At 57.6% G+C, this 25,060-nt stretch carries 22 protein-coding genes; 10 read left to right on the forward strand and 12 right to left on the reverse strand.

What is annotated here, in order from left to right; genetic code table 11:
- Window positions 1-563: 563 nt before the first annotated feature.
- The 11 genes from fis to acuI form a co-directional block, all read right to left on the reverse strand.
- Entirely contained in the window at window positions 564-860 is a 297-nt protein-coding gene (fis, locus tag AC1M2H_RS02405) for a DNA-binding transcriptional regulator Fis (protein ID WP_003855228.1), read from the reverse strand.
- A 25-nt stretch (window positions 861-885) separates the two neighbouring features.
- Entirely contained in the window at window positions 886-1,851 is a 966-nt protein-coding gene (gene dusB, locus AC1M2H_RS02410) for a tRNA dihydrouridine synthase DusB (RefSeq protein ID WP_041147471.1), read from the reverse strand.
- Between the two features lie 358 nt (window positions 1,852-2,209).
- On the reverse strand, window positions 2,210-3,091 hold the full coding sequence (gene prmA, locus AC1M2H_RS02415; RefSeq protein WP_480150139.1) for a 50S ribosomal protein L11 methyltransferase: 882 nt from the start codon (window positions 3,089-3,091) through the stop codon (window positions 2,210-2,212).
- A gap of 11 nt (window positions 3,092-3,102) precedes the next feature.
- A complete protein-coding gene (panF, locus tag AC1M2H_RS02420) occupies window positions 3,103-4,554 on the reverse strand; it encodes a sodium/pantothenate symporter (RefSeq protein WP_480150140.1) in 1,452 nt (483 codons plus the stop codon).
- A complete protein-coding gene (locus AC1M2H_RS02425; protein WP_480150141.1) occupies window positions 4,544-4,786 on the reverse strand; it encodes a YhdT family protein in 243 nt (80 codons plus the stop codon). The genes panF and AC1M2H_RS02425 overlap by 11 nt, the downstream gene beginning before the upstream one ends.
- Window positions 4,787-4,896: 110 nt before the next feature.
- Window positions 4,897-6,246, reverse strand: coding sequence for an acetyl-CoA carboxylase biotin carboxylase subunit (accC, locus tag AC1M2H_RS02430; RefSeq protein ID WP_480150142.1), 1,350 nt, complete (start codon window positions 6,244-6,246; stop codon window positions 4,897-4,899).
- A 10-nt stretch (window positions 6,247-6,256) separates the two neighbouring features.
- Window positions 6,257-6,721 carry an acetyl-CoA carboxylase biotin carboxyl carrier protein gene (accB, locus tag AC1M2H_RS02435; RefSeq protein ID WP_480150143.1) on the reverse strand — a complete coding sequence of 155 codons (465 nt, stop codon included), beginning with the start codon at window positions 6,719-6,721 and terminating at the stop codon, window positions 6,257-6,259.
- 22 nt (window positions 6,722-6,743) lie between these two features.
- Window positions 6,744-7,196: a type II 3-dehydroquinate dehydratase gene (gene aroQ / locus AC1M2H_RS02440; RefSeq protein ID WP_480150144.1), complete on the reverse strand. Its 453-nt coding sequence runs from the start codon at window positions 7,194-7,196 to the stop codon at window positions 6,744-6,746.
- A 233-nt stretch (window positions 7,197-7,429) separates the two neighbouring features.
- Window positions 7,430-8,029 carry a protein-methionine-sulfoxide reductase heme-binding subunit MsrQ gene (msrQ, locus tag AC1M2H_RS02445; protein WP_480150145.1) on the reverse strand — a complete coding sequence of 200 codons (600 nt, stop codon included), beginning with the start codon at window positions 8,027-8,029 and terminating at the stop codon, window positions 7,430-7,432.
- Window positions 8,029-9,030 (reverse strand): protein-methionine-sulfoxide reductase catalytic subunit MsrP, encoded by a 1,002-nt coding sequence (gene msrP / locus AC1M2H_RS02450; RefSeq protein ID WP_480150146.1) that lies wholly within the window; start codon window positions 9,028-9,030, stop codon window positions 8,029-8,031. Before msrP ends, msrQ begins: the two co-directional genes overlap by 1 nt.
- Window positions 9,031-9,107: 77 nt before the next feature.
- A complete protein-coding gene (acuI, locus tag AC1M2H_RS02455; protein ID WP_480150147.1) occupies window positions 9,108-10,082 on the reverse strand; it encodes an acrylyl-CoA reductase (NADPH) in 975 nt (324 codons plus the stop codon).
- Between the two features lie 220 nt (window positions 10,083-10,302).
- Here acuI and csrD point away from each other — a divergent pair, with 220 nt between their 5' ends.
- The 8 genes from csrD (at window position 10,303) to tldD (ending at window position 22,773) form a co-directional block, all read left to right on the forward strand.
- Entirely contained in the window at window positions 10,303-12,243 is a 1,941-nt protein-coding gene (gene csrD / locus AC1M2H_RS02460; RefSeq protein WP_480150148.1) for an RNase E specificity factor CsrD, read from the forward strand.
- A gap of 304 nt (window positions 12,244-12,547) precedes the next feature.
- Entirely contained in the window at window positions 12,548-13,591 is a 1,044-nt protein-coding gene (gene mreB, locus AC1M2H_RS02465) for a rod shape-determining protein MreB (protein ID WP_002918653.1), read from the forward strand.
- 69 nt (window positions 13,592-13,660) lie between these two features.
- A complete protein-coding gene (mreC, locus tag AC1M2H_RS02470; RefSeq protein ID WP_041147460.1) occupies window positions 13,661-14,653 on the forward strand; it encodes a rod shape-determining protein MreC in 993 nt (330 codons plus the stop codon).
- Window positions 14,653-15,141 (forward strand): rod shape-determining protein MreD, encoded by a 489-nt coding sequence (gene mreD / locus AC1M2H_RS02475; RefSeq protein ID WP_480150149.1) that lies wholly within the window; start codon window positions 14,653-14,655, stop codon window positions 15,139-15,141. Before mreC ends, mreD begins: the two co-directional genes overlap by 1 nt.
- A 7-nt stretch (window positions 15,142-15,148) precedes the next feature.
- Complete coding sequence (locus AC1M2H_RS02480; RefSeq protein ID WP_480150150.1) at window positions 15,149-15,730, forward strand: Maf family protein; 582 nt, start codon at window positions 15,149-15,151, stop codon at window positions 15,728-15,730.
- A 2-nt stretch (window positions 15,731-15,732) separates the two neighbouring features.
- On the forward strand, window positions 15,733-17,202 hold the full coding sequence (gene rng / locus AC1M2H_RS02485) for a ribonuclease G (RefSeq protein ID WP_426813998.1): 1,470 nt from the start codon (window positions 15,733-15,735) through the stop codon (window positions 17,200-17,202).
- Window positions 17,203-17,316: 114 nt separating this feature from the next.
- Window positions 17,317-21,117: an AsmA2 domain-containing protein YhdP gene (gene yhdP, locus AC1M2H_RS02490; RefSeq protein WP_480150151.1), complete on the forward strand. Its 3,801-nt coding sequence runs from the start codon at window positions 17,317-17,319 to the stop codon at window positions 21,115-21,117.
- A 210-nt stretch (window positions 21,118-21,327) separates the two neighbouring features.
- Window positions 21,328-22,773, forward strand: a complete 1,446-nt coding sequence (gene tldD, locus AC1M2H_RS02495) for a metalloprotease TldD (protein ID WP_480150152.1) — start codon at window positions 21,328-21,330, stop codon at window positions 22,771-22,773.
- A gap of 78 nt (window positions 22,774-22,851) precedes the next feature.
- Here tldD and aaeR read toward each other — a convergent pair whose 3' ends face one another.
- Window positions 22,852-23,781, reverse strand: coding sequence for an HTH-type transcriptional activator AaeR (gene aaeR, locus AC1M2H_RS02500; protein WP_480150153.1), 930 nt, complete (start codon window positions 23,779-23,781; stop codon window positions 22,852-22,854).
- Window positions 23,782-23,912: 131 nt separating this feature from the next.
- Between aaeR and aaeX the strand changes: the two genes are divergently transcribed.
- Window positions 23,913-24,116: a p-hydroxybenzoic acid efflux pump operon protein AaeX gene (gene aaeX / locus AC1M2H_RS02505; protein WP_004868260.1), complete on the forward strand. Its 204-nt coding sequence runs from the start codon at window positions 23,913-23,915 to the stop codon at window positions 24,114-24,116.
- Window positions 24,117-24,123: 7 nt separating this feature from the next.
- A complete protein-coding gene (gene aaeA / locus AC1M2H_RS02510; protein ID WP_480150154.1) occupies window positions 24,124-25,056 on the forward strand; it encodes a p-hydroxybenzoic acid efflux pump subunit AaeA in 933 nt (310 codons plus the stop codon).
- The last annotated feature ends 4 nt before the right edge of the window (window positions 25,057-25,060 follow it).

Here is a 25,060-nt window from a genome sequence, read left to right on the forward strand (position 1 = left end):
AAATATTGATTTTCATGGGTTTAAATAAAAATTTAAGATCGACATCTTTGCCGTATTCATAAGATCCTTAGCACAGGCGACGATCGGAACGGTATTTCTGGCCGGCATACCTGTCTCTGTGAATAATCCAGGCTGAAAATAAACGTCATTATTGAGCCCGCAAAACAACGCGCCGACAACCCCTCAAGGATCGCTCGCTTCCATAGTGCGCAGGCGCCAGGGTGAGCGAACGATGACCGGGACGAGGGTAAGCCGGTGCGGATCCCGCGCACGCCTCGAGGAAACATCGTCGTGATGTCAGTGAGCGCTCGCAGAGCCGCTGGCAGAGGACTTATATATCAGGTTGTCCCGTACCCCATATGCTGTTCGATAGCCTGCGTCAGCGCATCCCGCGCGGTCTGGGCATCTGTGCCGGGATAAGGGACGGATACTGCGCAGCTGGTAGATAACAGGAATCAGTTAATTCAGAGGGAGAATGCGGGAAAGGAGTAAACGCGAGGCAGTAAAAAGGCGCTTCCCCATGCCGAAGAGCGCCTTTTATTCAAGCAATTAACTGACTAGTATCAGTTCATGCCGTATTTTTTCAATTTTTTACGCAGCGTACCGCGGTTGATGCCCATCATCAGGGCAGCACGGGTCTGGTTACCGCGGGTGTATTGCATCACCATGTCCAACAGGGGCTGTTCTACTTCAGCCAGTACCAGCTCATACAGGTCACTAACGTCCTGACCGTTCAGTTGAGCAAAATAGTTCTTCAGTGCCTGTTTAACCGAGTCACGCAGGGGTTTTTGAGTTACCTGATCCTGAGAGTTAACGGTAGAAACGGTCAGTACGTCAGAATTTACGCGTTGTTCGAACATAGTTCTGTCAGCTCTTTATTTCTGTTTACGCAAAATTTTCGAAGTATGCCTCCAACGCCTCCAGCTGATCGCTGGCATCCTCTATGGCGTTGAATGTGCGCCGAAACTGGTCATTTGGAGCGTGCTCCTGGAGATACCAGGAAACGTGTTTACGCGCAATTCGGTACCCTTTTGCCTGACCGTAAAAGTCATGCAATTCCCGAACGTGAGCGCAAAGCAAGCGCTTAACCTCTGCCAGCGGCAGGGGGGGCAGCAGCTCTCCAGTGTCCAGATAATGCTGGATTTCCCGAAAGATCCAGGGTCTTCCCTGAGCCGCGCGGCCTATCATAAGGGCATCAGCCCCCGTATAGTCGAGCACAGCTCTGGCTTTAAGCGGGTCAGTAATGTCACCATTCGCGATAATCGGAATGGAAACTTTCTGCTTAACTGCCCGAATACTGTCGTATTCAGCGTCTCCGTTAAACAAGCAGGCGCGCGTGCGTCCGTGAATAGTCAGAGCCTGAATGCCACACTCTTCGGCCAGTTGGGCAATCTCTACGCAGTTACGGTGTTCCGGCTCCCAACCGGTGCGAATCTTGAGCGTCACGGGAACGTCCACTGCCTTGACGACCGCCGTCAGGATTAACTTCACCTGCTCGGGATGCTGCAAGAGGGCTGAACCTGCGAGCTTGCGATTCACCTTTTTCGCCGGGCACCCCATATTAATATCAATAATCTGGGCACCGCTTTCCACGTTAATACGGGCGGCTGCGGCCATCTCTTCCGGTACGCTACCGGCGATTTGCACGGTACGAATACCGGGCTCATCAACGTGCACCATCCGTAAACGGGACTTGTCGCTCTCCCAAACCTGCGGGTTGGAGGACATCATCTCGGAAACGGTTAAACCTGCTCCCATCTCATAGCACAGCGTCCTGAATGGTCTGTCAGTAATGCCAGCCATAGGTGCTGCGATCAGGCGATTTCTAAGCTGGTAGTGTCCGATGCGCATGAGTTAAGAAATGACCATACTGTGACTGCAAGGCGGCGTATATTACGCATTTTTTGCACGAGATGAAAGGCCAAACTTTGAGCAATCCCCTGTCACAGATCAATGAATCCAGGGGTAACGAAAATGCGTTGAATAAATTACCATATTAATCATTTAGTTAATTCGGTGTGGGTAATTTGTGTCCAATTATAAAATCGTAAAACTTATCTATTTTTCTTAGAAAAAGAGGCTCATTGGCGGCATAAAACGCTGTTTTTGTAGCCAAAAAAGCGCTTCGTAATGCGATCTGGCTCCCATTTCTTGACGTCATTTGGCGGCTACTGGAAACAAAAATGCGGCCCGCAGGCCGCATTGGCGCTTACTTCCGCTGGCCGATAATCCGGCACCACTCTTCTTTTTCCACCACCGGGTCGAGATTAAAGCGATCGGCGTAGGCTTCGCAGACGCCGTCAGCCTGGCTGGCAAGGATGCCGGAGAGGCCCAGCAGGCCGCCTGCCACGGGCAGCACGCTGATTAACGGAGCCAGCTCGCGTAATGGGCCAGCCAGGATGTTGGCGACCACGACGTCGGCGCTGAGAGCCTCTGGCTGATCCTGGGGTAAATAGAGCTCCAGACGCTCTGAGACGCCGTTACGTTCGGCGTTATCGCGGCTGGCCTGAATCGCCTGCGGGTCGATATCGATGCCGATGGCCTTCGCCGCGCCGAGCTTCAGGGCGGCAATCGCCAGGATCCCGGAACCGCAGCCGAAATCAATAATCGTTTTACCCGCCAGATCCAGCCCGTCCAGCCACTGCAGACACAGGGAGGTGGTTGGGTGGGTACCGGTACCGAAGGCAAGACCCGGATCGAGCATCACGTTAACCGCGTTGGCATCCGGCACGTCGCGCCAGCTTGGGCAAATCCACAGCCGCTCGCCGAAGCGCATCGGATGGAAGTTGTCCATCCATTCGCGCTCCCAGTCTTTGTCTTCCAGCTGCTCGATTTTGTACGCGAAGCCGGCGCCCAGAAGCGGGTGCTGCTCAAGGATGGCGATGACTTCGTTCATCTCGCTCTCCGCATCGAACAGGCCGATAACGTCGGTGTCTCCCCACAGGCGGGTCTCCCCCGGCAACGGTTCGAACACCGGCGTATCGTGGGTATCCTGGAAGGTGATAGAGACGGCACCGGCCTCCATCAGCGCATCGCTTAACTCTTCAGCGTGTGCGCCGGTTGTGTTCAGTTTCAGTTGGATCCATGGCATGGCAAAACTCTTTATTTATCAGTAGTCATAATAGGGGCCGGTGGGACGGACAGACCGAAGCGGTTGCCAATCACAAAAGCCAGCAAGCTTAACAGCAGCGAGGGCACAATCGGATGAAAGCCCAGGTATTGAATATTGAACGTCGCCAGCACGGCGTAGAGTACGCCGCCAACGATCATGGCGCTGAGGGCGCCGGTCGCGTTAGCGCGCTCCCAGTACAGACCCATCACCAGCGGCCATAAGAACACCGCTTCCAGGCCGCCAAAGGCCAGCAGATTGAGCCAGATGATCATCTCCGGCGGCCGCCAGGCGGCCAGCATCATCAGGATCCCGATAACCAGGGTGGTGGCGGTGGAGATCCTTTTCAGCTTTTGCTCATTATGCCTTTTGGCCGGCCGAGCGCTGAGCCAAAGATCCTTAACGATCGTAGCCGATGCCTGCAATAAGTGGGCGTTAACGTTCGACATGATTGCCGCCATCGGCGCCGCCAGGAACAGACCGGCGGCCCACGGCGGTAAAACCTGGACCATCAGCGTCGGGATCACCCGATCGGGAACGGTGAGGTGCGGCAGCACCGCGCGACCCAGCGCGCCGGCGAGGTGCATGCCAAACATCAGCAGAGCGATGACCACGGTGCCAATGATGATCCCGCGGTGAACGGCTTTGCTGTCTTTATAGGAAATGCAGCGTACGGCAGTGTGCGGCAGGCCGATAACGCCGAAGCAGACCAGCACCCAAAATGAGGTCATAAAGGTCGGGGTAAGGATACCGTCGACGCCGTGCGGCGAGACCAGCTGCGGATCGATCTTTTGTAAGGTATCAACGGCGTGATGCAGGCCGCCCGCAGCGTGGACCACCCCGACCAGCAGCACGATCGTGCCGATCAGCATCACCAGGCCCTGCATGGTGTCGTTGAGTACGCTGGCGCGAAAGCCGCCGAATGCGGTGTACAGGGCAATCGTGATACCGAAGATCAGCAGGCCGTGTTCATATTTAATTCCCGCCGCGGTCTCCAGCAGGCGCGCGCCGCCGATAAACTGCACGGCGATCGCCCCGACGAAGGCAACCAGCAGGCTTATGCTGGCGATCCAGACGACGGCGCGGCTTTGGTAGCGAGCCTGCAGCATGTCGTTGAGGGTGATGGCATTGTAGCGCCGAGCCAGAATGGCGAATTTCTTGCCGAGGATCCCCAGTGAAAGCCAGATCGTCGGTACCTGGATCATCGCCAGCAGCACCCAGCCGAGCCCGTACTTGTAGGCAGCCCCAGGCCCGCCGATAAACGAGCTGGCGCTGATATAGGTGGCGGTGAGGGTCATGGCCAGTACGAAGCCGCCCATGGAGCGGCTGCCGAGGAAATATTCGCTGAGAAAGCTGCCGCTGCTGCGTTTGCGCATGGCGTAAAGCGACAGGCCGAAGACCACGAACAGATAGGCAATCAGGATGACGACGATTTCAAGCTGCATCGCGATCCTCCAGCGGAATATCGCGGAATATGAAACGCACCATCGCCCAGCACAGCAGGATAAATACCAGCGGTACCAGCAGGCAGGCCATTTCGAACCAGTGCGGCAGCCCGGTGATGCCGATTGCGCTGTCAGGGAGGTAGGCCGCGGCCAGCCAGGCGGTAAGATAGAGAAGGGTCAGCCACAGCGCCCAGCGCGCTTCTTTGTGGGCCTGAACAAAACGATTGTCCATTTTTTAGTCCCGGGAGGATGAAGAAAGCGGGGATTGTACCGCATGGAAAAGAGGAGGGGAGAGAAAAAGAAAAAAGGCCGGGTTATCCGGCCTTTTGCTGCAATACAGGATTATTTTTCCTGCAGACCGAGCTTTTTCTCCAGATAGTGGATATTAGTCCCACCGTGCTGGAAGTGCTCGTCGTTCATGATGCGAATCTGCAGATCGACGTTAGTTTTGATGCCGTCGATGATCAGCTCCTGCAGCGCATTTTTCATGCGTGAAATCGCCACATCACGGTTTTCACCGTAGCAGATAAGCTTGCCGATCATTGAGTCATAGTACGGCGGCACGGTGTAGCCGGCGTAGATATGAGACTCCCAGCGCACGCCGAAACCGCCCGGCGCGTGGAAGCGGGTAATTTTACCCGGGCTCGGCAGGAAGGTATTCGGGTCTTCGGCGTTGATACGGCATTCAACCGCATGGCCACGAACCTGAACTTCTTCCTGCTTGATGGACAGCGGCTGGCCTGCGGCAATCCGCAGCTGCTCTTTAATCAGGTCCACGCCGGTGATCATTTCTGTTACCGGGTGTTCAACCTGAATACGGGTGTTCATTTCAATGAAGTAGAACTCGCCGTTTTCGAACAGGAACTCGAAGGTACCCGCTCCGCGGTAGCCGATATCAACGCAGGCTTTGGAGCAGCGCTCGCCGATGTAGCGACGCAGTTCCGGGGTAATGCCCGGCGCCGGCGCTTCTTCGACCACTTTCTGATGACGACGCTGCATGGAGCAGTCGCGCTCGGCCAGATAGATGGCGTTACCCTGGCCGTCAGCCAGTACCTGGATCTCGATATGACGAGGATTTTCCAGGTATTTTTCCATATACACCATGTCGTTGCTGAAAGCGGCTTTCGCTTCAGCTTTGGTCATGGAGATGGACTGCGCCAGCTCGGCATCGCTGCGCACCACGCGCATGCCGCGACCGCCGCCGCCGCCGGAGGCCTTGATGATCACCGGATAGCCGATGCGCTTCGCATGGGCGCGGTTAGCTTCCATGTCGTCGCCCAGCGGGCCATCGGAGCCAGGAACGGTCGGCACGCCGGCTTTCTTCATGGCGGTGATCGCCGACACTTTATCGCCCATCAGACGAATGGTGTCGGCTTTCGGACCGATAAAGATAAAGCCTGAACGTTCAACCTGCTCAGCAAAGTTGGCGTTTTCCGAGAGGAAGCCGTAGCCCGGGTGAATCGCCACCGCGCCGGTGATTTCAGCTGCGCTGATGATCGCCGGGATATTCAGATAGCTTTTTACGGACGGAGCCGGGCCAATACAGACCGTCTCATCCGCTAACAGTACGTGTTTTAAATCGCGATCCGCAGTGGAGTGCACAGCGACGGTCTTGATGCCCAGTTCTTTACAGGCACGCAGGATACGCAGTGCAATCTCGCCACGGTTGGCGATAACAATTTTATCCAGCATGTTCGCCTCGTTACTCGATGACTACCAGCGGCTCGTCAAATTCTACCGGTTGGCCGCTTTCGATCAGAATGGCTTTCACCACGCCGGCTTTGTCGGCTTCGATCTGGTTCATCATTTTCATTGCTTCGACGATGCACAGAGTGTCGCCCACGTTGACTTTCTGGCCGATTTCCACGAACGCCTTCGCGTCCGGGCTCGGGGTGCGGTAGAAAGTACCAACCATCGGGGAACGTACGATGTGACCACTGATTTCCGCTTTCGCCGGGGCTTCTGCCTGCGCGGCTACCGGTGCTGCGGCAGCGGGTGCCTGCGCCTGCATCATCGGAGCGGCATAAGCCTGCTGCATCACTGGATAGCCGGTGTTCGGAGCCGAGCGGCTGATGCGCACAGACTCTTCACCTTCAGAAATTTCCAGTTCGTTGATGCCAGACTCTTCGACCAGCTCGATCAGTTTTTTAATCTTACGAATATCCATGAGTGGGTTCCGTACTCTTTGTTTAGTGTGATTGTGACAGGCGTTTTACCGCCGTCTGTAAAGCGTATGAATAACCGTCCGCCCCCAATCCACAGATAACGCCTGCGGCGATATCCGACAGATAGGAGTGATGACGGAATGGTTCGCGGGCATGCACGTTACTCAGGTGGATCTCGATAAACGGGATGCTCACCGCAAGCAGCGCGTCGCGGATTGCCACGCTGGTGTGCGTAAACGCGGCCGGATTAATCAGGATATAGTCTACAGCGTCTTTAGCCTGATGAATTCGGTCGATTAGCGCGTACTCCGCATTTGATTGCAGGTGATCCAGCGCCACGTTCAGAGCCGCGGCTTCCGATCCCAAACGGTTAACAATCTCAGAAAGCGTGAGGGTGCCATACTTCTCGGGCTCACGTGTACCAAGCATGTTAAGGTTGGGGCCGTTCAAAAGCAAAATGCGAAACTTGTCAGCCATTGTGCGGCTATCTCCTGCCATTCTCGGGTAAAAAACAAAATATACCTTCGAAACGCACTTGTCACCTTTTCAGGGTCAGAAAACCCTGTCAGGAAAACCAAAGTCGCACATTATAACGATTTCGTAGCATTTGGCAGCTAAATACTGGTCTTATCAGGGAAGATTATCAACCGCTATCGTGAAAAGAGTCGCGGTTGATAAAAGATCTGCGGGAAACTGCACATATCCGGGGATTAGCGCCACCACTGGCGGAACTTCTTGTGACGCCATGCTAAAAGCACAACCGCCAGCCCGGCATAGATCAACGGCTGGGGGGACAATATCTTCACTGACCATAGATAGTGGATGGGCGCGAGAATCGCCACCAGATAGACGAAATTATGCAACGTTTGCCAGCGTCGGCCTAATTTTCGCTGCAGCGCCTGAGTCGACGTCACCGCCAGCGCCAGCAGGGTAAGCCAGCTGATAAAACCCAGCGTCAGGTATGGCCGGCTAACCAGCTCAGAACCCAGCAGCGCCAGATTGTTAATACCCAGCTCCAGCAGCGTATAGCTGGTCAGGTGCAGCGTCGCCCAGGCAAAACACCATAATCCCAGCAGGCGACGGGTACGAATCAACAGCGGCTGTTTAGCGTAGCGCGCCAGCGGTGAGACAAGCAAGGTTGCCAGCAGAAATTTAAGAGCCATCCTACCGGTAAAGTGTTGAATATCCTTTGCCGGGTCGGCGCTGAAGTACCCCTGCTGCGCGGCCCAGAATAGCCAGAGAAAGGGGAGAAATCCGGCCAGGTGGAGAATGACCTTCAGCCAGATAATCTGTTTTACGTTCAGACGCACTAGTAATTCTCCCGCAAATTCAGGCCCCGGTAGAGCGATGCCACTTCGTCAGCATAGCCGTTGAACAGCAGCGTCGGCTGGCGCTTGACGTCCAGCACGCCTCCGGAACCGATAAAGCGTTCCGTTGCCTGCGACCAGCGCGGATGATCGACGTGCGGATTGACGTTGGCGTAAAAGCCGTACTCATCCGGTCCCGCCAGATTCCAGGTGGTCGGCGGCCGATCGCGGGTGAGTTCGATACTGACAATCGACTTAATCCCTTTAAAACCATATTTCCACGGCACCGTCAGCCGTATCGGCGCGCCGTTTTGCGGCGGCAGCGCCTTGCCGTAGACGCCTACGCTCAGCAGGGTCAGGGGATGCATTGCCTCATCCAGGCGCAGGCCTTCTACATAAGGATAGGCCAGGCCGCCGCCGATAAAGCGATCTTTTTGCCCCGGCATCTGGTCGGGGGCGTAGACGGTTTTAAACGCCACGTAGCGGGCGCTGCTGGTGGGCTCAACCAGCGCCAGCAGCTTATGCAGCGGGAAGCCAACCCACGGCACCACCATCGACCAGGCTTCGACGCAGCGCATCCGGTAAATACGCTCTTCGAGCGGAAAGCGGGTGGTCAGATCGTGATGGTCGAGCGTCAGCGGTTTGGCAACCTCTCCGCCGATGGTCAGCGTCCACGGATCGGTGCGCAGGCTGCCGGCGTTGGCCGCCGGATCGGCTTTATCCAGACCGAACTCATAGAAGTTGTTGTAGCCGGATACCTTATCCTCCGGCGTGAGCGGCAGCGCGTTTTGCCACTCGGCGGGTTTGTTGAAGGTCAGCGCTTTGCCCGCCGGCGCGGGAGGGCGGTCGTGACCTTTGAACCAATCGAGAAGATCGGCTTTTGCCGTGGGGGAAAGGGAAAGGGCCGTTGCGGTAATCCCCAGGGTTTTCAGAACCTGGCGACGCTGCAGCATAAACACGGATTCTGCCGTGACGTCGGCTTCCGTTAGCTTTTTGTTTTTCATGACATCCTCCGGCATGCTTTTTCCTAAGCATGACGGAGGCGGAGAGTTATCGCGAATATGTCACGAAAAATTGCATATTAGGCGATTTTCACCAGCGTCCGGCCCTGGATTTGGTTAGCTATAATCTTCCCGGCAAAGGCCGGCGCTTCGGCGAGCGTAATCTCCGTGGCGCTTTGCGCGTAGAAGGATTCAGGCAGATCGCGAACCAGCCGCTGCCAGGCTTCAGCCCGGCGCGCGGGCGGCGTCATCACCGAATCAACGCCCTGCAGACGGACGTTACGCAAAATAAACGGCATCACCGTCGTCGGCAGCGCAAAGCCGCCGGCCAGGCCGCAGGCGGCCACGCAGCCGCCGTAGTTCATCTGAGCCAGCACCTTCGCCAGCACCTTGTCGCCAACGGTATCGACTGCGCCGGCCCACTGCTGTTTTTCCAGCGGGCGGGTTTCGGCAAACTCCTCGCGCCCGACGATACGCTGCGCCCCCAGCGCTTTCAGATAGTCGTGGGTGCTCTCGCGGCCAGAAACGGCGACCACCTGGTAGCCCAGGCGATGCAGCAGGGCGACCGCGGTGCTGCCGACGCCGCCGCTGGCGCCGGTGACCACGACCTCGCCGTCCTGCGGGCGAATGCCGGCATCTTCCAGCGCCATCACGCACAGCATGGCGGTGAAGCCGGCGGTACCGATAGCCATCGCTTTACGACCGTCCAGTCCTTCAGGCATCGCCACCAGCCAGTCGCCCTGCACGCGCGCCTGCTCGGCCAGGCCGCCCCAGTGGTTTTCGCCCACGCCCCAGCCGGTGAGCAGCACCTGCTGGCCTGCGTGGAAACGCGGATCTTCGCTGGTATGAACGACACCGGAAAAATCGATGCCAGGAATCATCGGAAAGTTGCGGATGATTTTTCCGCTACCGGTGATGGCCAGCGCGTCTTTATAGTTGAGGCTGGACCACTGAATATCGACGGTGACATCGCCCTGAGGCAGCCGGCTGGCGTCAATGGTTTGCACCGAAGAGATAGTTTTGCCATCCTGCTGTTCTAATATTAAAGCCTGCATATGCGGCTCCTTCATTTGCACAAAGATTGGAAAAATTTTTCTGCAGACTATACTCGCTATCGGCATTATTACGCCGATACAACGCAATAAATTGCCAGATACGTCAGCTTTGATAGTATGCCTCGCACTTTAGAAAGTTAGTGCTTACTTTGGGGAAAGCGCCAGTACCGGAGTCCGAAGATCTGTCGGGCAGTCATTCACACGCGGAGTTAACACAGGGATGCGATTAACGACGAAATTCTCAGCATTTTTCACGCTGCTCACCAGCCTGACGATCTTTGTCACGCTTATTGGCGCGTCGCTGAGTTTTTATAACGGTATTCAGCAAAAAGTAGAGAATCGCGTCCAGGCCGTGGCGACGGTGCTGGATAACCGCCTGATCTCTTCATCCTTTTCCCGGCTCGATCCGCAGATGGATGAGCTGATGACGCCGGTAGAAGTTGTGCGGGTTGATTTTCTCCTTAACGGCAAACCGGTATACACCCACACGCGTAGCGACAGCTACCGCCCGCTGGGCAGTAATAACCAGTTTCGGGAAATTACGGTCCCGTCGCTAAAGCACCCCGGCATCACGCTTCATCTGGTCTATCTCGATCCGATGGCCAATTACTTCCGCTCGCTGCACATTACCGGACCGCTCTCCGTCGCCATTGGCTTTATGGTGCTGATGATCTTTTTTTCCGTTCGCTGGATCCGTCGTCAGCTGTCAGGACAGGAGCTGCTGGAGCTGCGGGCGACGCGGATCCTTAACGGTGAGCGCGGACCTCAGGTGCGCGGATCGGTGCACGAGTGGCCGGTAAGCACCAGCAGCGCGCTGGATATGCTGCTATCCGAACTGCAATTTGCCAGCGATCAGCGAAGCCGTATGGATACGCTTATTCGCTCCTATGCCGCTCAGGACACCAAAACCGGACTCAATAACCGCCTGTTTTTCGATAACCAGCTCGCCACGCTGCTGGAAGATCAGGAAAAAGTCGGCTCGTACGGCATTGTGATGATGATCCGCCTGCCGGAGTTCGATTTGCTGCGCGATAACTGGGGACGCGCCGCTGCGGAGGAGCACTATTTCACGCTTATCAATCTACTTTCTACTTTTATTATGCGCTATCCCGGCGCGCTGCTGGCACGCTATCACCGCAGCGATTTTGCCGTCCTGCTGCCGCACCGCACCCTGAAAGAGGCAGACAGCATCGCCGGTCTGCTGCTGAAGGCGATGGACGCGCTGCCGCCCACGCGGATCCTCGATCGCGATGACATGATGCACATCGGTATTTGCGCCTTCCGCAGCGGACAGACCACGGCCCAGGTGATGGAGCGCGCGGAGGCCGCAACGCGCAACGCGGTTCTGCAGGGGAGCAATAGCTGGACGGTGTATGATGATTCGCTGCCGGAGAAAGGGCGTGGCAACGTGCGCTGGCGTACCCTGATTGAACAGATGCTCAGCCGCGGCGGGCCGCGGCTCTATCTGAAGCCGGCGGTGAATCGCGACGGCCGCGTTCATCACCGCGAGCTGATGTCCCGCCTGTACGACGGCACGGAAGAGGTGATTGCGGCGGAATATATGCCGATGGTGCTGCAGTTTGGCCTGGCGGAGGAGTATGACCGCCTGCAGATCACCCGGCTGCTGCCGTTTTTAGGCTTCTGGCCGGATGAAAACCTCGCTTTACAGGTGACGGTGGAATCGCTGATTCGTCCTCGATTCCAGCGCTGGTTGCGCGATACTTTGATGCAGTGTGAAAAATCGCAGCGTCAGCGCATTATTTTTGAACTTGCAGAGGCAGATGTTTGTCAATATATCGGCCGCCTGCAGCCGGTTATGCGGCTGGTTAACGCTTTAGGTATACGCGTCGCCGTGGTTCAGGCCGGCTTGACGCTGGTTGGAACCAGCTGGATCAAGCAGCTGGACGTCGAAGTCATCAAGCTACATCAGGGCCTGTCGCGTAATATTGAAAAACGCAGCGAGAACCAGCTGCTGGTTCAGAGCCTGGTGGAGGCCTGCAAGGGCATGCCGGTCCAGGTTTTTGCAACCGGAGTACGCAGCCGCAGCGAGTGGCAGGTCCTGTCTCAATGCGGCGTTACCGGTGGCCAGGGGGAATTTTTTGCCGCCTCACAGCCACTTGACACAAATGTGAAAAAATATTCGCAAAGATACTCGGTTTGATCTGCCGTTTAGCGTGATTTCACGTAGAATAACGCGCGCTATAGTGAAGGGGGTGTGCTTGTCTACCTGCCGGATTATCGCAACGTAAATGCCAGTCAATGACCTTTGACAGGTTGCAAATCGAAGCGCGGAGCGCTGCTGAAAATTTCAGCAGCGAACGGAGCCGGAAAATTTGTAACAAAGGAAATGAACTGCACTAATTTTCACCGTAGCAGATGATTTTTGCGCCTTGTCGCTGCTGCGTGTGGTTGGTAAAGTAAGCGGATTTTGTTTTCCGCCCCAGCTTTCAGGATTATCCCTTAGTATGTTAAAAAAATTTCGTGGCATGTTTTCCAATGACCTGTCCATTGACCTGGGTACCGCGAATACCCTTATCTATGTAAAAGGACAAGGCATCGTATTGAATGAGCCTTCCGTTGTGGCCATTCGTCAGGATCGTGCCGGATCGCCGAAAAGCGTCGCCGCTGTCGGTCATGAAGCGAAGCAGATGCTCGGGCGTACGCCGGGCAACATCGCGGCGATTCGCCCGATGAAAGACGGCGTTATCGCCGACTTCTTTGTTACCGAAAAAATGCTGCAACACTTCATCAAACAGGTGCATAGCAACAGCTTCATGCGTCCGAGCCCGCGCGTTCTGGTGTGCGTACCGGTTGGTGCGACCCAGGTTGAACGCCGTGCAATCCGCGAATCCGCTCAGGGCGCTGGCGCCCGTGAAGTCTTCCTGATCGAAGAGCCGATGGCGGCCGCGATCGGTGCCGGCCTGCCGGTTTCTGAAGCAACCGGTTCGATGGTGGTGGATATCGGCGGCGGTACCACGGAAGTGGCGGTTATCTCCCTGAACGGCGTGGTTTACTCCTCTTCCGTGCGTATTGGCGGCGACCGTTTCGATGAAGCCGTCATTAACTACGTGCGTCGTAACTACGGCTCCCTGATCGGCGAAGCGACCGCAGAGCGTATCAAGCATGAAATCGGCTCCGCTTACCCGGGCGATGAAGTGCGTGAAATCGAAGTGCGCGGCCGCAACCTGGCCGAAGGCGTTCCCCGCGGCTTCACCCTGAACTCCAACGAAATTCTCGAAGCGCTGCAGGAGCCGCTGACCGGTATCGTTAGCGCGGTGATGGTGGCTCTCGAGCAGTGCCCGCCAGAGCTGGCTTCTGATATCTCCGAGCGCGGTATGGTCCTGACCGGCGGCGGCGCGCTGCTGCGCAACCTCGACCGCCTGCTGATGGAAGAGACAGGGATCCCTGTCGTAGTTGCAGAAGATCCACTGACTTGCGTCGCGCGTGGCGGCGGTAAGGCGCTGGAAATGATCGATATGCACGGCGGCGACTTGTTTAGCGAAGAGTAGTCAGCCGAAGGTCCGGGGTGGCTCAAGGGTTGCCCCTGGTCTTAACTGACACGAGAATACGCATAGCCTATGAAGCCAATTTTTAGCCGTGGCCCGTCGCTACAGATTCGCCTTATTCTGGCGGTTTTGGTGGCGCTTGGCGTGATTATCGCCGACAGCCGCCTGGGTACGTTCAGCCAGATTAGAACGTACATGGATACAGCCGTCAGTCCTTTCTACTTTATTTCTAATGGTCCCCGGGAATTGTTGGATAGCGTATCGCAAACGCTGGCCACCCGCGATCAGCTCGAACTGGAAAACCGCGCGCTGCGTCAGGAACTGTTGCTGAAGAACAGCGACCTGCTGATGCTGGGCCAGTACAAGCAGGAGAACGCGCGCCTGCGTGAACTGCTGGGCTCCCCGCTGCGTCAGGACGAGCAAAAAATGGTGACCCAGGTCATCTCAACGGTTAACGATCCCTATAGCGATCAGGTGGTTATCGATAAAGGCAGCGTCAGCGGCGTTTACGAAGGCCAGCCGGTCATCAGCGATAAGGGCGTTGTCGGCCAGGTGGTGGCCGTCGCGAAGATGACCAGCCGCGTGCTGCTTATCTGTGACGCTACCCATGCGCTGCCGATCCAGGTGCTGCGCAACGATATCCGCGTGATTGCCGCCGGTAATGGCTGTACGGACGATCTGCAGCTGGAGCATCTGCCGGCGAATACCGATATTCGCGTCGGCGACGTGCTGGTGACCTCAGGTCTTGGCGGCCGTTTCCCAGAAGGGTATCCGGTGGGCGTGGTCTCTTCGGTCAAGCTGGATACGCAGCGCGCGTATACCGTTATTCAGGCTCGCCCGACCGCGGGTCTGCAGCGCCTGCGCTATCTGCTGCTGCTGTGGGGGGCCGATCGTAACGGCTCCAACCCGATGACTCCGGAAGAGGTTCATCGCGTCGCGAATGAACGCCTGATGCAGATGATGCCGCAGGTTCTGCCCGCGCCGGATTCCGTCGGACCACAAATGCCGGCCCCTGCTACCGGCCTGACGCCACCCGCGAAACCTCTGCCTGCAGGGGGGCAATAGTGGCAAGCTACCGTAGCCAGGGACGCTGGGTTATCTGGCTCTCGTTTCTTATTGCACTCTTGCTACAGCTCATGCCCTGGCCGGCGGACATCAGCGTCTTCCGGCCAAACTGGGTTCTGCTGATCCTGCTGTACTGGATCCTCGCGCTGCCGCATCGGGTGAACGTCGGCACCGGCTTCGTGATGGGCGCTGTTCTCGATCTCATCAGCGGCTCGACGCTGGGCGTTCGCGCGCTATCGTTAAGTATCATCGCTTATCTGGTCGCTCTGAAATATCAGCTGTTCCGTAATCTGGCGCTCTGGCAGCAGGCGCTGGTGGTGATGATGCTCTCACTTGCGGTGGACATCGTTGTTTTCTGGGCAGAGTTTTTAGTGATCAACGTCTCTTTCCGTCCGGAAGTGTTCTGGAGTAGTGTAGTAAATGGTGTGCTCTGGCCATGGCTATTCCTGCTAATGCGTAAAGTACGTCAGCAATTTGCGGTGCAATAAGGTTGATATGACAACTCTGTATCTTGCTTCAGGTTCTCCACGTCGACAGGAGCTGTTGACTCAGATGGGGCTCTCTTTCGAGCGCGTGGTTCCCGGTATTGAGGAACAACGCCAGCCGCAGGAGAGCGCTCAGCATTACGTGACTCGCCTGGCGCGTGAAAAAGCGCAGGCAGGCGTGGCGCTGGCGTCGCGCGATCTGCCGGTGCTGGGGGCGGATACTATTGTCATCCTTAACGGCGAAGTGCTGGAAAAGCCGCGCGATGCCGGGCACGCCGCAGAGATGCTGCACCTGCTTTCCGGCAAAACGCATCAGGTGATGACCGCGGTTGCCCTGGCGGATAAACGGCAGGCGCTGGATTGTCTGGTGATTACAGAGGTGACCTTCCGCCTGCTGAGCGAGCAGGATATCGCCGGCTACGTCGCCAGCGGCGAACCTTTAGATAAAGCAGGTGCATACGGTATTCAAGGGCTGGGTGGCTGTTTCGTCAGGAAGATTAATGGCAGCTATCATGCCGTAGTCGGCTTACCGCTGGTAGAAACGTATGAGTTGCTGAGTAACTTTAACTCACTGCGTGAAGAAAAGGGATAAAGATGACGGCTGAATTATTAGTGAACGTAACGCCATCGGAAACGCGCGTCGCGTATATCGATGGCGGTATTCTGCAGGAAATTCATATTGAGCGCGAAGCGCGGCGTGGGATCGTAGGCAATATCTACAAAGGTCGTGTTAGTCGAGTGCTGCCGGGAATGCAGGCGGCTTTTGTAGATATTGGCCTGGATAAGGCCGCGTTTCTGCACGCGTCGGACATCATGCCGCACACCGAGTGCGTCGCCGGGGAAGAGCAAAAGCAGTTCACCGTGCGCGATATCTCCGAGCTGGTGCGTCAGGGCCAGGACCTGATGGTACAGGTGGTGAAAGATCCCCTCGGCACCAAGGGCGCCCGTCTGACCACCGATATCACCATTCCTTCCCGCTACCTGGTGTTTATGCCCGGGGCCTCGCACGTTGGGGTTTCCCAGCGCATTGAGAGCGAAGCGGAGCGCGAGCGGTTGAAGAAGGTGGTTGCCGACTACTGCGACGAGCAGGGCGGATTTATCATCCGTACGGCGGCCGAAGGCGTACACGAACAGGAAATGGCCGCCGATGCCGCCTACCTCAAGCGCGTTTGGACCAAGGTGATGGAGCGTAAGAAGCGTCAGCAGACCCGCTATCAGATGTACGGCGAGCTGGCCCTGGCTCAGCGCGTGCTGCGCGATTTTGCCGACGCCCATCTCGACCGCATTCGCGTCGACTCGCGTCTGACCTACGAATCGCTGCTGGAGTTCACCGCCGAATATATGCCGGAGATGACCAGCAAGCTCGAGCACTACAGCGGCCGCCAGCCGATCTTCGATCTCTTTGATGTAGAGAACGAAATTCAGCGCGCGCTGGAGCGGAAAGTGGAGCTAAAGTCCGGCGGCTATCTGGTCATCGATCAGACTGAAGCGATGACCACCGTCGATATCAATACCGGGGCCTTCGTCGGCCACCGCAACCTTGACGATACCATCTTCAATACCAATATTGAGGCGACCCAGGCGATTGCCCGCCAGCTGCGGCTGCGCAACCTTGGCGGGATCATTATCATTGATTTCATCGATATGAATAATGAGGATCACCGCCGCCGGGTGCTGCATTCGCTGGAGCAGGCGCTGAGCAAAGATCGGGTGAAAACCAGCATCAACGGCTTCTCCCAGCTTGGGCTGGTGGAGATGACCCGCAAGCGCACCCGCGAAAGCGTGGAGCACGTGCTGTGTAAGGACTGCCCGACCTGCCACGGCCGCGGCACGGTCAAATCGGTTGAAACGGTGTGCTATGAAATCATGCGCGAAATCGTCCGCGTCCATCATGCCTACGACTCCGATCGTTTCCTGGTCTATGCTTCTCCTGCCGTCGCGGAAACCCTGAAGGGGGAAGAGTCCCACGCGCTGGCGGAAGTCGAAATCTTTGTCGGCAAACAGGTCAAAGTGCAAATTGAACCGCTCTATAATCAAGAGCAGTTTGATGTGGTAATGATGTAACCATCCGGTTGGCCCTCGCTCACTCTTCCGGCGGGATACTGGCCGGCACGAATGAACGCCGCGCTGAGGGGGCAGATAAAGGATGAGGTGCAATAGTTTGACAAGGAGAGATGCGTGAGGCGACTGCCCGGGATATTACTGCTCACCGTGGCGACACTGATAGTTGTCATCGCACTGCTGGTGAGCGGTCTGCGTCTCGTGCTGCCGCAGCTGGACGCGTGGCGCCCCCAACTGCTGGAGAAAATCTCCGCGATCTCCGGCGCTCCGGTCGATGCCTCACGGCTGAGCGCCAGCTGGGAGACCTTTGGCCCCACTCTCGACGCTCGCGATGTCAAAGCCGGCCTCAAAGATGGCGGCGAGCTGTCGGTTAAGCGCGTCACCCTCGCGCTGGACGTCTGGCAAAGCCTGCTCCACATGCGCTGGCAGTTTCGCGATCTCACCTTCTGGCAGCTAAAAATCCACACCAACACGCCGATCCAGACCAACGACGGCGGCGAGAGCCTGAAAACCGATCGCATCGGCGATCTGTTCCTGCGCCAGTTCGATCACTTCATTCTCCGCGATAGCCACCTGAGCTTCGTGACGATCTCCGGCCAGCGCGCCGAGCTGGCCGTTCCGCAGCTCACCTGGCTGAACGGTAAAAATCGCCATCGCGCGGAGGGCGAGCTGAGCCTTTCCAGCCTCAACGGCCAGCACGGGGTGATGAAGGTGCGGATGGATCTGCGCGATGAAAACGGCCTGCTGAACCAGGGCCGCGTATGGCTGCAGGCGGATGATATCGACGTGAAGCCGTGGCTGGGCCGCTGGATGCAGGACAATATCGCCCTGCAGAGCGCGCGCTTTAGCCTCGAAGGCTGGATGACTATCGACAAGGGCGATATCGCCGGCGGCGATGTCTGGCTGAAAAAGGGTGGCGCCAGCTGGCAGGGGGATGATCAGCCCCATCGGCTGGCGGTGGATAACCTGACGGCGCACATCTCCCGCGATAAGCAGAGCTGGGCCTTCCATATCCCCGATACGCGAATCTCGATTGATGGTAAATCCTGGCCCCGCGGCGCGCTGGCGATGGCGTGGATCCCGGCACAGGACGTTGGTGGGGACGGCCATTCGCGCAGCGACGAGCTGCGCATCCGCGCCAGCAACCTCGAGCTGAACGGTCTGACCGGCCTGCAGCCTTTTGCCGATAAGCTGGCGCCCGCGCTCGGCGAAATCTGGCGCACCACCCGGCCAAACGGCAAAATTAATCTCCTGGCGCTGGATATCCCGCTACAGGCGGCGGAAAAATCGCGCTTCCAGGCCAGCTGGAGCGATTTTTCGTGGAAGCAGTGGAAGCTCCTGCCCGGTGCGGAGCATTTCTCCGGTAGCGTCGCCGGGAGCGTAGAGAACGGCTCCCTGCATGCCAGCATGACGCAGGCGAAAATGCCCTACGAAACGGTATTCCGCGCGCCGCTGGAGATTGCTCAGGGCGATGCGACCCTTAGCTGGGTGAAGAATGAAAAGGGCTTTATGCTCGACGGGCGCAATATTGACGTCCAGGCGACCGGCGTGCGCGCTCGCGGCGGTTTCCGCTATCTGCAGCCGCAGGGGGATGAACCGTGGCTGGGCATTCTGGCAGGGATCAGCACCAATGACGGCGGTCAGGCGTGGCGCTATTTCCCGGAAAACCTGATGGGCAAAGAGCTGGTGGATTACCTCAGCGGAGCGATTAAGGGCGGTCAGGCTACCGACGCCACGCTGGTTTACGGCGGCAACCCGCACCTGTTCCCCTATCTGCACAACGAGGGCCAGTTCGAGGTTTCCGTACCGCTGACCAATGCCACCTTCGCTTTCCAGCCTGACTGGCCCGCGCTGACCGGCCTGGACATCAACCTCGACTTTATCAACAACGGGCTGTGGATGAAGGCCGATAAGGCCATGCTGGGCAAGGTGACCGCCAGCGATCTGGATGCGGCGATCCCCGACTATGCGCGGGAAAAGCTGCTGATCGACGCGGATATCAACGGCGCCGGTAAAGAGGTTGGCCCTTATTTTAAAGAGACGCCGCTCAAAGAGACGCTGGGCGCGGCGCTGGACGAGCTGCAGCTGGATGGTGATGTGAGCGCTCGCTTACATCTCGACATTCCGCTGGACGGGGAGCTGACGACCGCCAAAGGCGACGTGAACCTCAAAAATAACAGCCTGTTTATCAAACCTATCGACGCAACGCTGAACAACCTGAGCGGTAAATTCAGCTTTGTGAATGGCGACCTGAAAAGCGAGAACATGAGCGCCAGCTGGTTTAATCAGCCGCTGAACCTCAATTTTTCCACCACCGAGGGGCCGAAAGCCTTCCTGGTCGATGTGGGAATGAACGCCAGCTGGCAGCCGTCGCGTACCGGCCTGCTGCCGAAAGCTATCGATGAGGCGGTAAGCGGCAGCGTGCCGTGGGACGGTAAGGTGGCGATTGAGCTGCCGTATCGCGGCAGCGCAAGCTATAAGGTCGATATTAACGGCGATCTGAAAAATGTGAGCAGTCACTTACCTGCACCCGTAGACAAGCAGGCAGGCGAAGCGCTACCCGTGAAAATCAACGTCGCGGGCGGGCTAAACAGCTTTGATTTGACCGGCTCCATCGGCGCGAAAAACCATATCAACAGCCGCTGGCTGCTGAACCGTAAGCTGACGCTGGATCGGGCGATTTTAACCTCCGACAGCAAGGCCGTTTCTCCGCTCCCCGAGCAGGCTGGCGTAGAGCTGAATATGCCGCCGATGGACGGGGCGCAGTGGCTGGCCCTGTTCCAGGGCGGCGCGGCCAATGAAGTCAGCAGCAATATCATCTTCCCCGAGCGTGTTACCCTGCGGACGCCGTCGCTGACCTTTGCCGGGCAGAGCTGGAATAACGTCAGCCTTGTCTCGCGTCCGGAGGCCGGCGGTTCGAAGGTTGAAGCGCAGGGGCGCGAAATTAACGCTTCCCTGACGATGCGGCAAAACGCCCCGTGGCTGGCGGCCATTCGCTACCTCTACTACAACCCGGCCGCCGCGCAGAAGCGCGATGCGGCGCCGGCCGGCAGCAGCCCCTTTGCCGATAGCCGAATCGATTTCCGCGGCTGGCCGGATCTCCAGCTGCGCTGCGCGGAGTGCTGGCTGTGGGGGCAAAAATACGGGCGTATCGACGGCGACTTCGCGATTAGCGGCGATACGCTAACCCTCGCCAACGGGCTGGTGGATACCGGCTTTGGCCGGCTGACCTCCGATGGCGAGTGGGTTAATGCGGCAAGCGGCGTACGCACGTCGTTGAAAGGTAAGCTCCACGGCAATAAAACGGACTCTTTCTTCGGCTTCTTCGGCGTATCAACGCCGGTGAAAGGTTCGTCGTTTGATGTCGACTACGATCTGCACTGGCGCGCACCGCCGTGGCAGCCGGATGTGGCCTCGCTCAACGGGGTGCTGAAAAGCCATCTTGGTAAGGGCGAGTTTACCGACCTGAGCACCGGCCACGCCGGCCAGCTCCTGCGCCTGCTGAGCGTGGATGCGCTGCTGCGCAAGCTGCGTTTCGACTTCAGTGATACCTTCAGCGAAGGGTTCTGGTTCGATTCGATTCGCAGCACGGCATGGATTAAAGATGGCGTCCTGAACACCGATGATACGCTGGTTGACGGCCTTGAGGCGGATATCGCGATGACGGGCTCGGTGGACCTCGTACGCCGCCAGCTGGACCTGCAGGCCGTGGTGGCGCCGGAGATCTCGGCGACCGTCGGCGTGGCAACGGCGTTCGTGATTAACCCGATTGTCGGGGCCGCGGTGTTTGCCGCCAGCAAGGTGCTGGGGCCGCTGTGGAATAAGGTGTCTATTTTGCGCTATCGCATCACCGGTCCTATCGATCAGCCGCAAATCAATGAAGTGCTGCGGCAGGCGCGCAGCGACAAAAAGCAATGATTTGACGATTGCGGGGAATTATCGCACTCTCAATAGATAGCGTTCTACACCCGTTATATTTCAAGCTGCAGATGCGTTGGCTACGCGCGTTCGCCCCGGTTACGTCGTTCTCCAGGCTGTCGGGGTTTGTCACTTTCCGCCTTTCTGCAGCCTGAACTATTTTGGGTACTAATTTCCGCCTCACAGGCGGCAACAAACGAGTAGCAAACGATGAGTCTGAACCTGGTAAGTGAACAATTACTGTCGGCAAACGGCCTGAACCATCAGGACCTTTTTGCCATTCTTGGCCAGTTGGCCGAGCGCCGTCTTGATTATGGCGATCTCTATTTTCAGTCGAGCTATCACGAATCCTGGGTTCTGGAAGACAGCATCATCAAAGATGGTTCGTATAATATCGATCAGGGCGTCGGCGTTCGCGCTGTAAGCGGCGAAAAGACCGGCTTCGCCTATGCTGACCAAATCAGCCTGCTGGCGCTGGAACAAAGCGCGCAGGCGGCGCGTACCATCGTGCGCGACAGCGGCGACGGTAAGGTTCGCACCCTGGGGGCGGTGGAGTATAGCCCGCTGTATGCCAGCATCGATCCGCTGCAAAGTATGGGCCGTGAAGAGAAGCTGGACATTCTGCGTCGCGTGGACAAAACGGCGCGGGCCGCCGACAAGCGCGTGCAGGAAGTTTCTGCCAGCCTCAGCGGCGTGTATGAATTGATCCTGGTTGCGGCCACCGACGGTACGCTGGCGGCGGACGTTCGACCGCTGGTGCGCCTTTCCGTCAGCGTGCTGGTGGAAGATGATGGCAAACGCGAGCGCGGCTCCAGCGGCGGCGGCGGGCGTTTCGGTTACGACTATTTTCTGGGCAACGAAGAGGGCGAGGTTCGTGCCGACGCCTGGGCGAGAGAAGCGGTGCGCATGGCGCTGGTTAATCTCGCCGCCGTTGCGGCCCCGGCCGGCATGCTGCCGGTGGTATTGGGCGCGGGCTGGCCTGGGGTACTGCTGCATGAAGCGGTAGGCCACGGGCTCGAAGGCGACTTTAACCGTCGCGGTACCTCGGTGTTCAGCGGCCATATGGGCGAGCTGGTGGCGTCTGAGCTCTGTACCGTGGTCGATGACGGTACCATTGCCGATCGCCGAGGTTCGCTGGCTGTCGATGACGAGGGCACGCCGGGTCAATACAACGTATTGATCGAGAACGGTATCCTCAAGGGCTATATGCAGGACAAACTCAACGCCCGCCTGATGGGCGTTGCGCCTACCGGCAACGGCCGTCGCGAATCCTACGCGCATCTGCCGATGCCGCGCATGACCAACACCTACATGCTGGCGGGTAAATCGACGCCGCAGGAGATTATCGAATCGGTTGATTACGGTATCTTTGCGCCGAACTTCGGTGGCGGCCAGGTAGATATCACCTCCGGCAAGTTTGTTTTCTCCACTTCTGAAGCCTATCTGATTGAAAAAGGCAAGGTGACGAAGGCGGTGAAAGGGGCGACGCTCATCGGCTCCGGGATTGAAGCCATGCAGCAGATTTCCATGGTGGGGAACGATCTGAAGCTCGATAGCGGCGTTGGCGTTTGCGGTAAAGAGGGCCAGAGCGTGCCGGTTGGCGTCGGCCAGCCGACGCTGAAGGTCGATAAGCTCACCGTCGGCGGCACAGCCTGATTTTTCTCAAGACGCCTTCGCATTGGTCGAAGGCGTAACCCTTCCTGTACCTATCCCGCCGCGCGTTATCGCCAGCGGCTAATGGTCGAACCCGCGGCCGTGCATCCCCTGATAAATTTTCGCCACCTCGACAAAATATTCGGTCAGATAGTTAATGCACACCTGCACCTTCAGCGGCAGCTTGTCCTTTTCGGTATACAGCGCGTATACCGGGCGGGGATCCGACTGATAGCTTGGCAGCAGGATCTCCAGCTCCCCGCGGTTGATCTCTTCGATCGCCCACATCAGCGGAACGTAGGCGACGCCGACGCCGGCGGTCAGCCAGCGCACCAGGGTCATCGGATCGTTGGTGACGAAGCGCCCCTGCGGGATCAGCTTCGTCGAGATCCCCTCCGGCGCGATGATTTCGAATTCGTTATCCGGGCGCACGCTGTATTCAAGCCAGGAGTGGCTGGCGAGATCCGCCGGCTTTTCCGGGATCCCGGCCTGCTGAAGGTAGCTTTTTGCCGCGCAGAGCAGCATCGGCATCGACCCCAGGCGACGCGAAAAGAGGCTGGAATCCTGCAGCGCGCCGACGCGAATAACCACGTCCAGGCCGTCGGCGATCAGGTCCGGCGCCGGGATCCCGGTGACCAGATTGACCGACAGTCCGGGGTACTCTTTGAGCATCCCCGCGGTAATGTGGGCCAGGACATTCTGTGCCATAGTTGAAGAGCAGCCGACGCGCAGCGTGCCGATTGGCGTGTTGTTAAACGCGTAAAGCTGCTCATGGACGTCCTGGACTTCATGCAGCATCCGGCGGCAGCCCTGATAATAAATCTTCCCGGCTTCGGTTAAGGCAAGGCTGCGGGTGCTGCGGTTGAGCAGCTTTACCTGCAGTTCATCTTCCAGCCTGGACACGGTTTGGCTGATGGAAGAAACGCTCATCTGGAGCTGGCGGGCCGCGGCGGTAAATGAACCCAGTTCAACCACTTTGGCAAAAACGGACATGCGTTTTAGTCGTTCCATTATTCACTCTGACTTAAAAGTGATTTAGATCACATAATATAGATCATGCTGCAATTGTTACGTTACTATATTGTTAGCTACATAATAAATGCTTCACGCTTACCACCTGCACGCTTCTTATCAAGGTCATCATGAGTCTGTTTCCTGTCATCGTGATTTTCGGCTTGTCGTTTCCGCCGATCTTCTTTGAGCTGTTAATATCGCTGGCCATTTTCTGGCTGGTGCACCGACTGCTGGTTCCTACCGGTATCTATGACTTCGTCTGGCACCCTGCACTGTTTAATACCGCGTTATATTGCTGCCTTTTTTATCTGATATCGCGTTTGTTCGTTTGAGGTTGATGTGAAAACACTAACAAGAAATATCTTCCGTACCGCAATCACTGTGATACTGGTTATCCTGGCATTTGTCGCAATTTTCCGCGCGTGGGTCTACTACACCGCATCGCCGTGGACGCGCGATGCCCGCTTTAGCGCCGACATCGTGGCCATCGCACCCGACGTCTCGGGGCTGATTTCGCAGGTTAATATCAAGGATAACCAGCTGGTTAAGCAAGGCCAGGTATTATTCGTGATTGACCAGCCGCGTTACGAGAAGGCGCTGGCGGAGGCCGAGGCCGACGTCTCCTACTACCAAACTCTGGCGCAGGAAAAGCGCGTTGAAGCCGGCCGTCGTAACCGACTCGGCGTTCAGGCGATGTCCCGGGAAGAGATAGATCAGGCCAATAACGTTCTGCAAACGGTAGAACACCAGCTGGCGAAATCGGTAGCCAGCCGCGATCTGGCGAAGCTCGACCTTCAGCGGACGGTTATCCGCGCGCCGGCCGACGGCTGGGTGACCAACCTCAACGTCTACGGCGGGGAATTTATTACCCGCGGCTCTACGGCGGTGGCGCTGGTGAAGCAGAATACCTTCTACGTCATGGCCTATCTCGAAGAGACCAAGCTGGAGGGCGTACGTCCGGGCTTTCGCGCGGAGATTACCCCGCTGGGCAGCAACCGCACGATTAAAGGGACGGTTGACAGCATTGCCGCCGGGGTGACCAACGCCAGCAGCAGCAGCGACGCAAAAGGCATGGCCTCCGTGGACTCGAACCTCGAGTGGGTGCGCCTGGCGCAGCGTGTGCCGGTGCGGATTCGCCTCGATCGGCAGCAGGGGAATATCTGGCCGGCAGGGACCACCGCAACTGTGGTGATCACCGGCAAAGAGGACCGCGACGCCCGGCAGGCGAATTTCTTCCAGAAACTGGCCATGCGCCTGCGTGAGTTTGGTTAATCGT

This window comes from Klebsiella sp. F11 (genome assembly GCF_056712265.1).

Bases quoted from the DNA above. Each gene is read 5' to 3' on its own strand.
- fis (WP_003855228.1), bottom strand. From the start codon at position 860: ATGTTCGAACAACGCGTAAATTCTGACGTACTGACCGTTTCTACCGTT.
- dusB (WP_041147471.1), bottom strand. From the start codon at position 1,851: ATGCGCATCGGACACTACCAGCTTAGAAATCGCCTGATCGCAGCACCT.
- prmA (WP_480150139.1), bottom strand. From the start codon at position 3,091: ATGCCATGGATCCAACTGAAACTGAACACAACCGGCGCACACGCTGAA.
- panF (WP_480150140.1), bottom strand. From the start codon at position 4,554: ATGCAGCTTGAAATCGTCGTCATCCTGATTGCCTATCTGTTCGTGGTC.
- AC1M2H_RS02425 (WP_480150141.1), bottom strand. From the start codon at position 4,786: ATGGACAATCGTTTTGTTCAGGCCCACAAAGAAGCGCGCTGGGCGCTG.
- accC (WP_480150142.1), bottom strand. From the start codon at position 6,246: ATGCTGGATAAAATTGTTATCGCCAACCGTGGCGAGATTGCACTGCGT.
- accB (WP_480150143.1), bottom strand. From the start codon at position 6,721: ATGGATATTCGTAAGATTAAAAAACTGATCGAGCTGGTCGAAGAGTCT.
- aroQ (WP_480150144.1), bottom strand. From the start codon at position 7,196: ATGGCTGACAAGTTTCGCATTTTGCTTTTGAACGGCCCCAACCTTAAC.
- msrP (WP_480150146.1), bottom strand. From the start codon at position 9,030: ATGAAAAACAAAAAGCTAACGGAAGCCGACGTCACGGCAGAATCCGTG.
- acuI (WP_480150147.1), bottom strand. From the start codon at position 10,082: ATGCAGGCTTTAATATTAGAACAGCAGGATGGCAAAACTATCTCTTCG.
- csrD (WP_480150148.1), top strand. From the start codon at position 10,303: ATGCGATTAACGACGAAATTCTCAGCATTTTTCACGCTGCTCACCAGC.
- mreB (WP_002918653.1), top strand. From the start codon at position 12,548: ATGTTAAAAAAATTTCGTGGCATGTTTTCCAATGACCTGTCCATTGAC.
- mreC (WP_041147460.1), top strand. From the start codon at position 13,661: ATGAAGCCAATTTTTAGCCGTGGCCCGTCGCTACAGATTCGCCTTATT.
- AC1M2H_RS02480 (WP_480150150.1), top strand. From the start codon at position 15,149: ATGACAACTCTGTATCTTGCTTCAGGTTCTCCACGTCGACAGGAGCTG.
- rng (WP_426813998.1), top strand. From the start codon at position 15,733: ATGACGGCTGAATTATTAGTGAACGTAACGCCATCGGAAACGCGCGTC.
- tldD (WP_480150152.1), top strand. From the start codon at position 21,328: ATGAGTCTGAACCTGGTAAGTGAACAATTACTGTCGGCAAACGGCCTG.
- aaeR (WP_480150153.1), bottom strand. From the start codon at position 23,781: ATGGAACGACTAAAACGCATGTCCGTTTTTGCCAAAGTGGTTGAACTG.
- aaeX (WP_004868260.1), top strand. From the start codon at position 23,913: ATGAGTCTGTTTCCTGTCATCGTGATTTTCGGCTTGTCGTTTCCGCCG.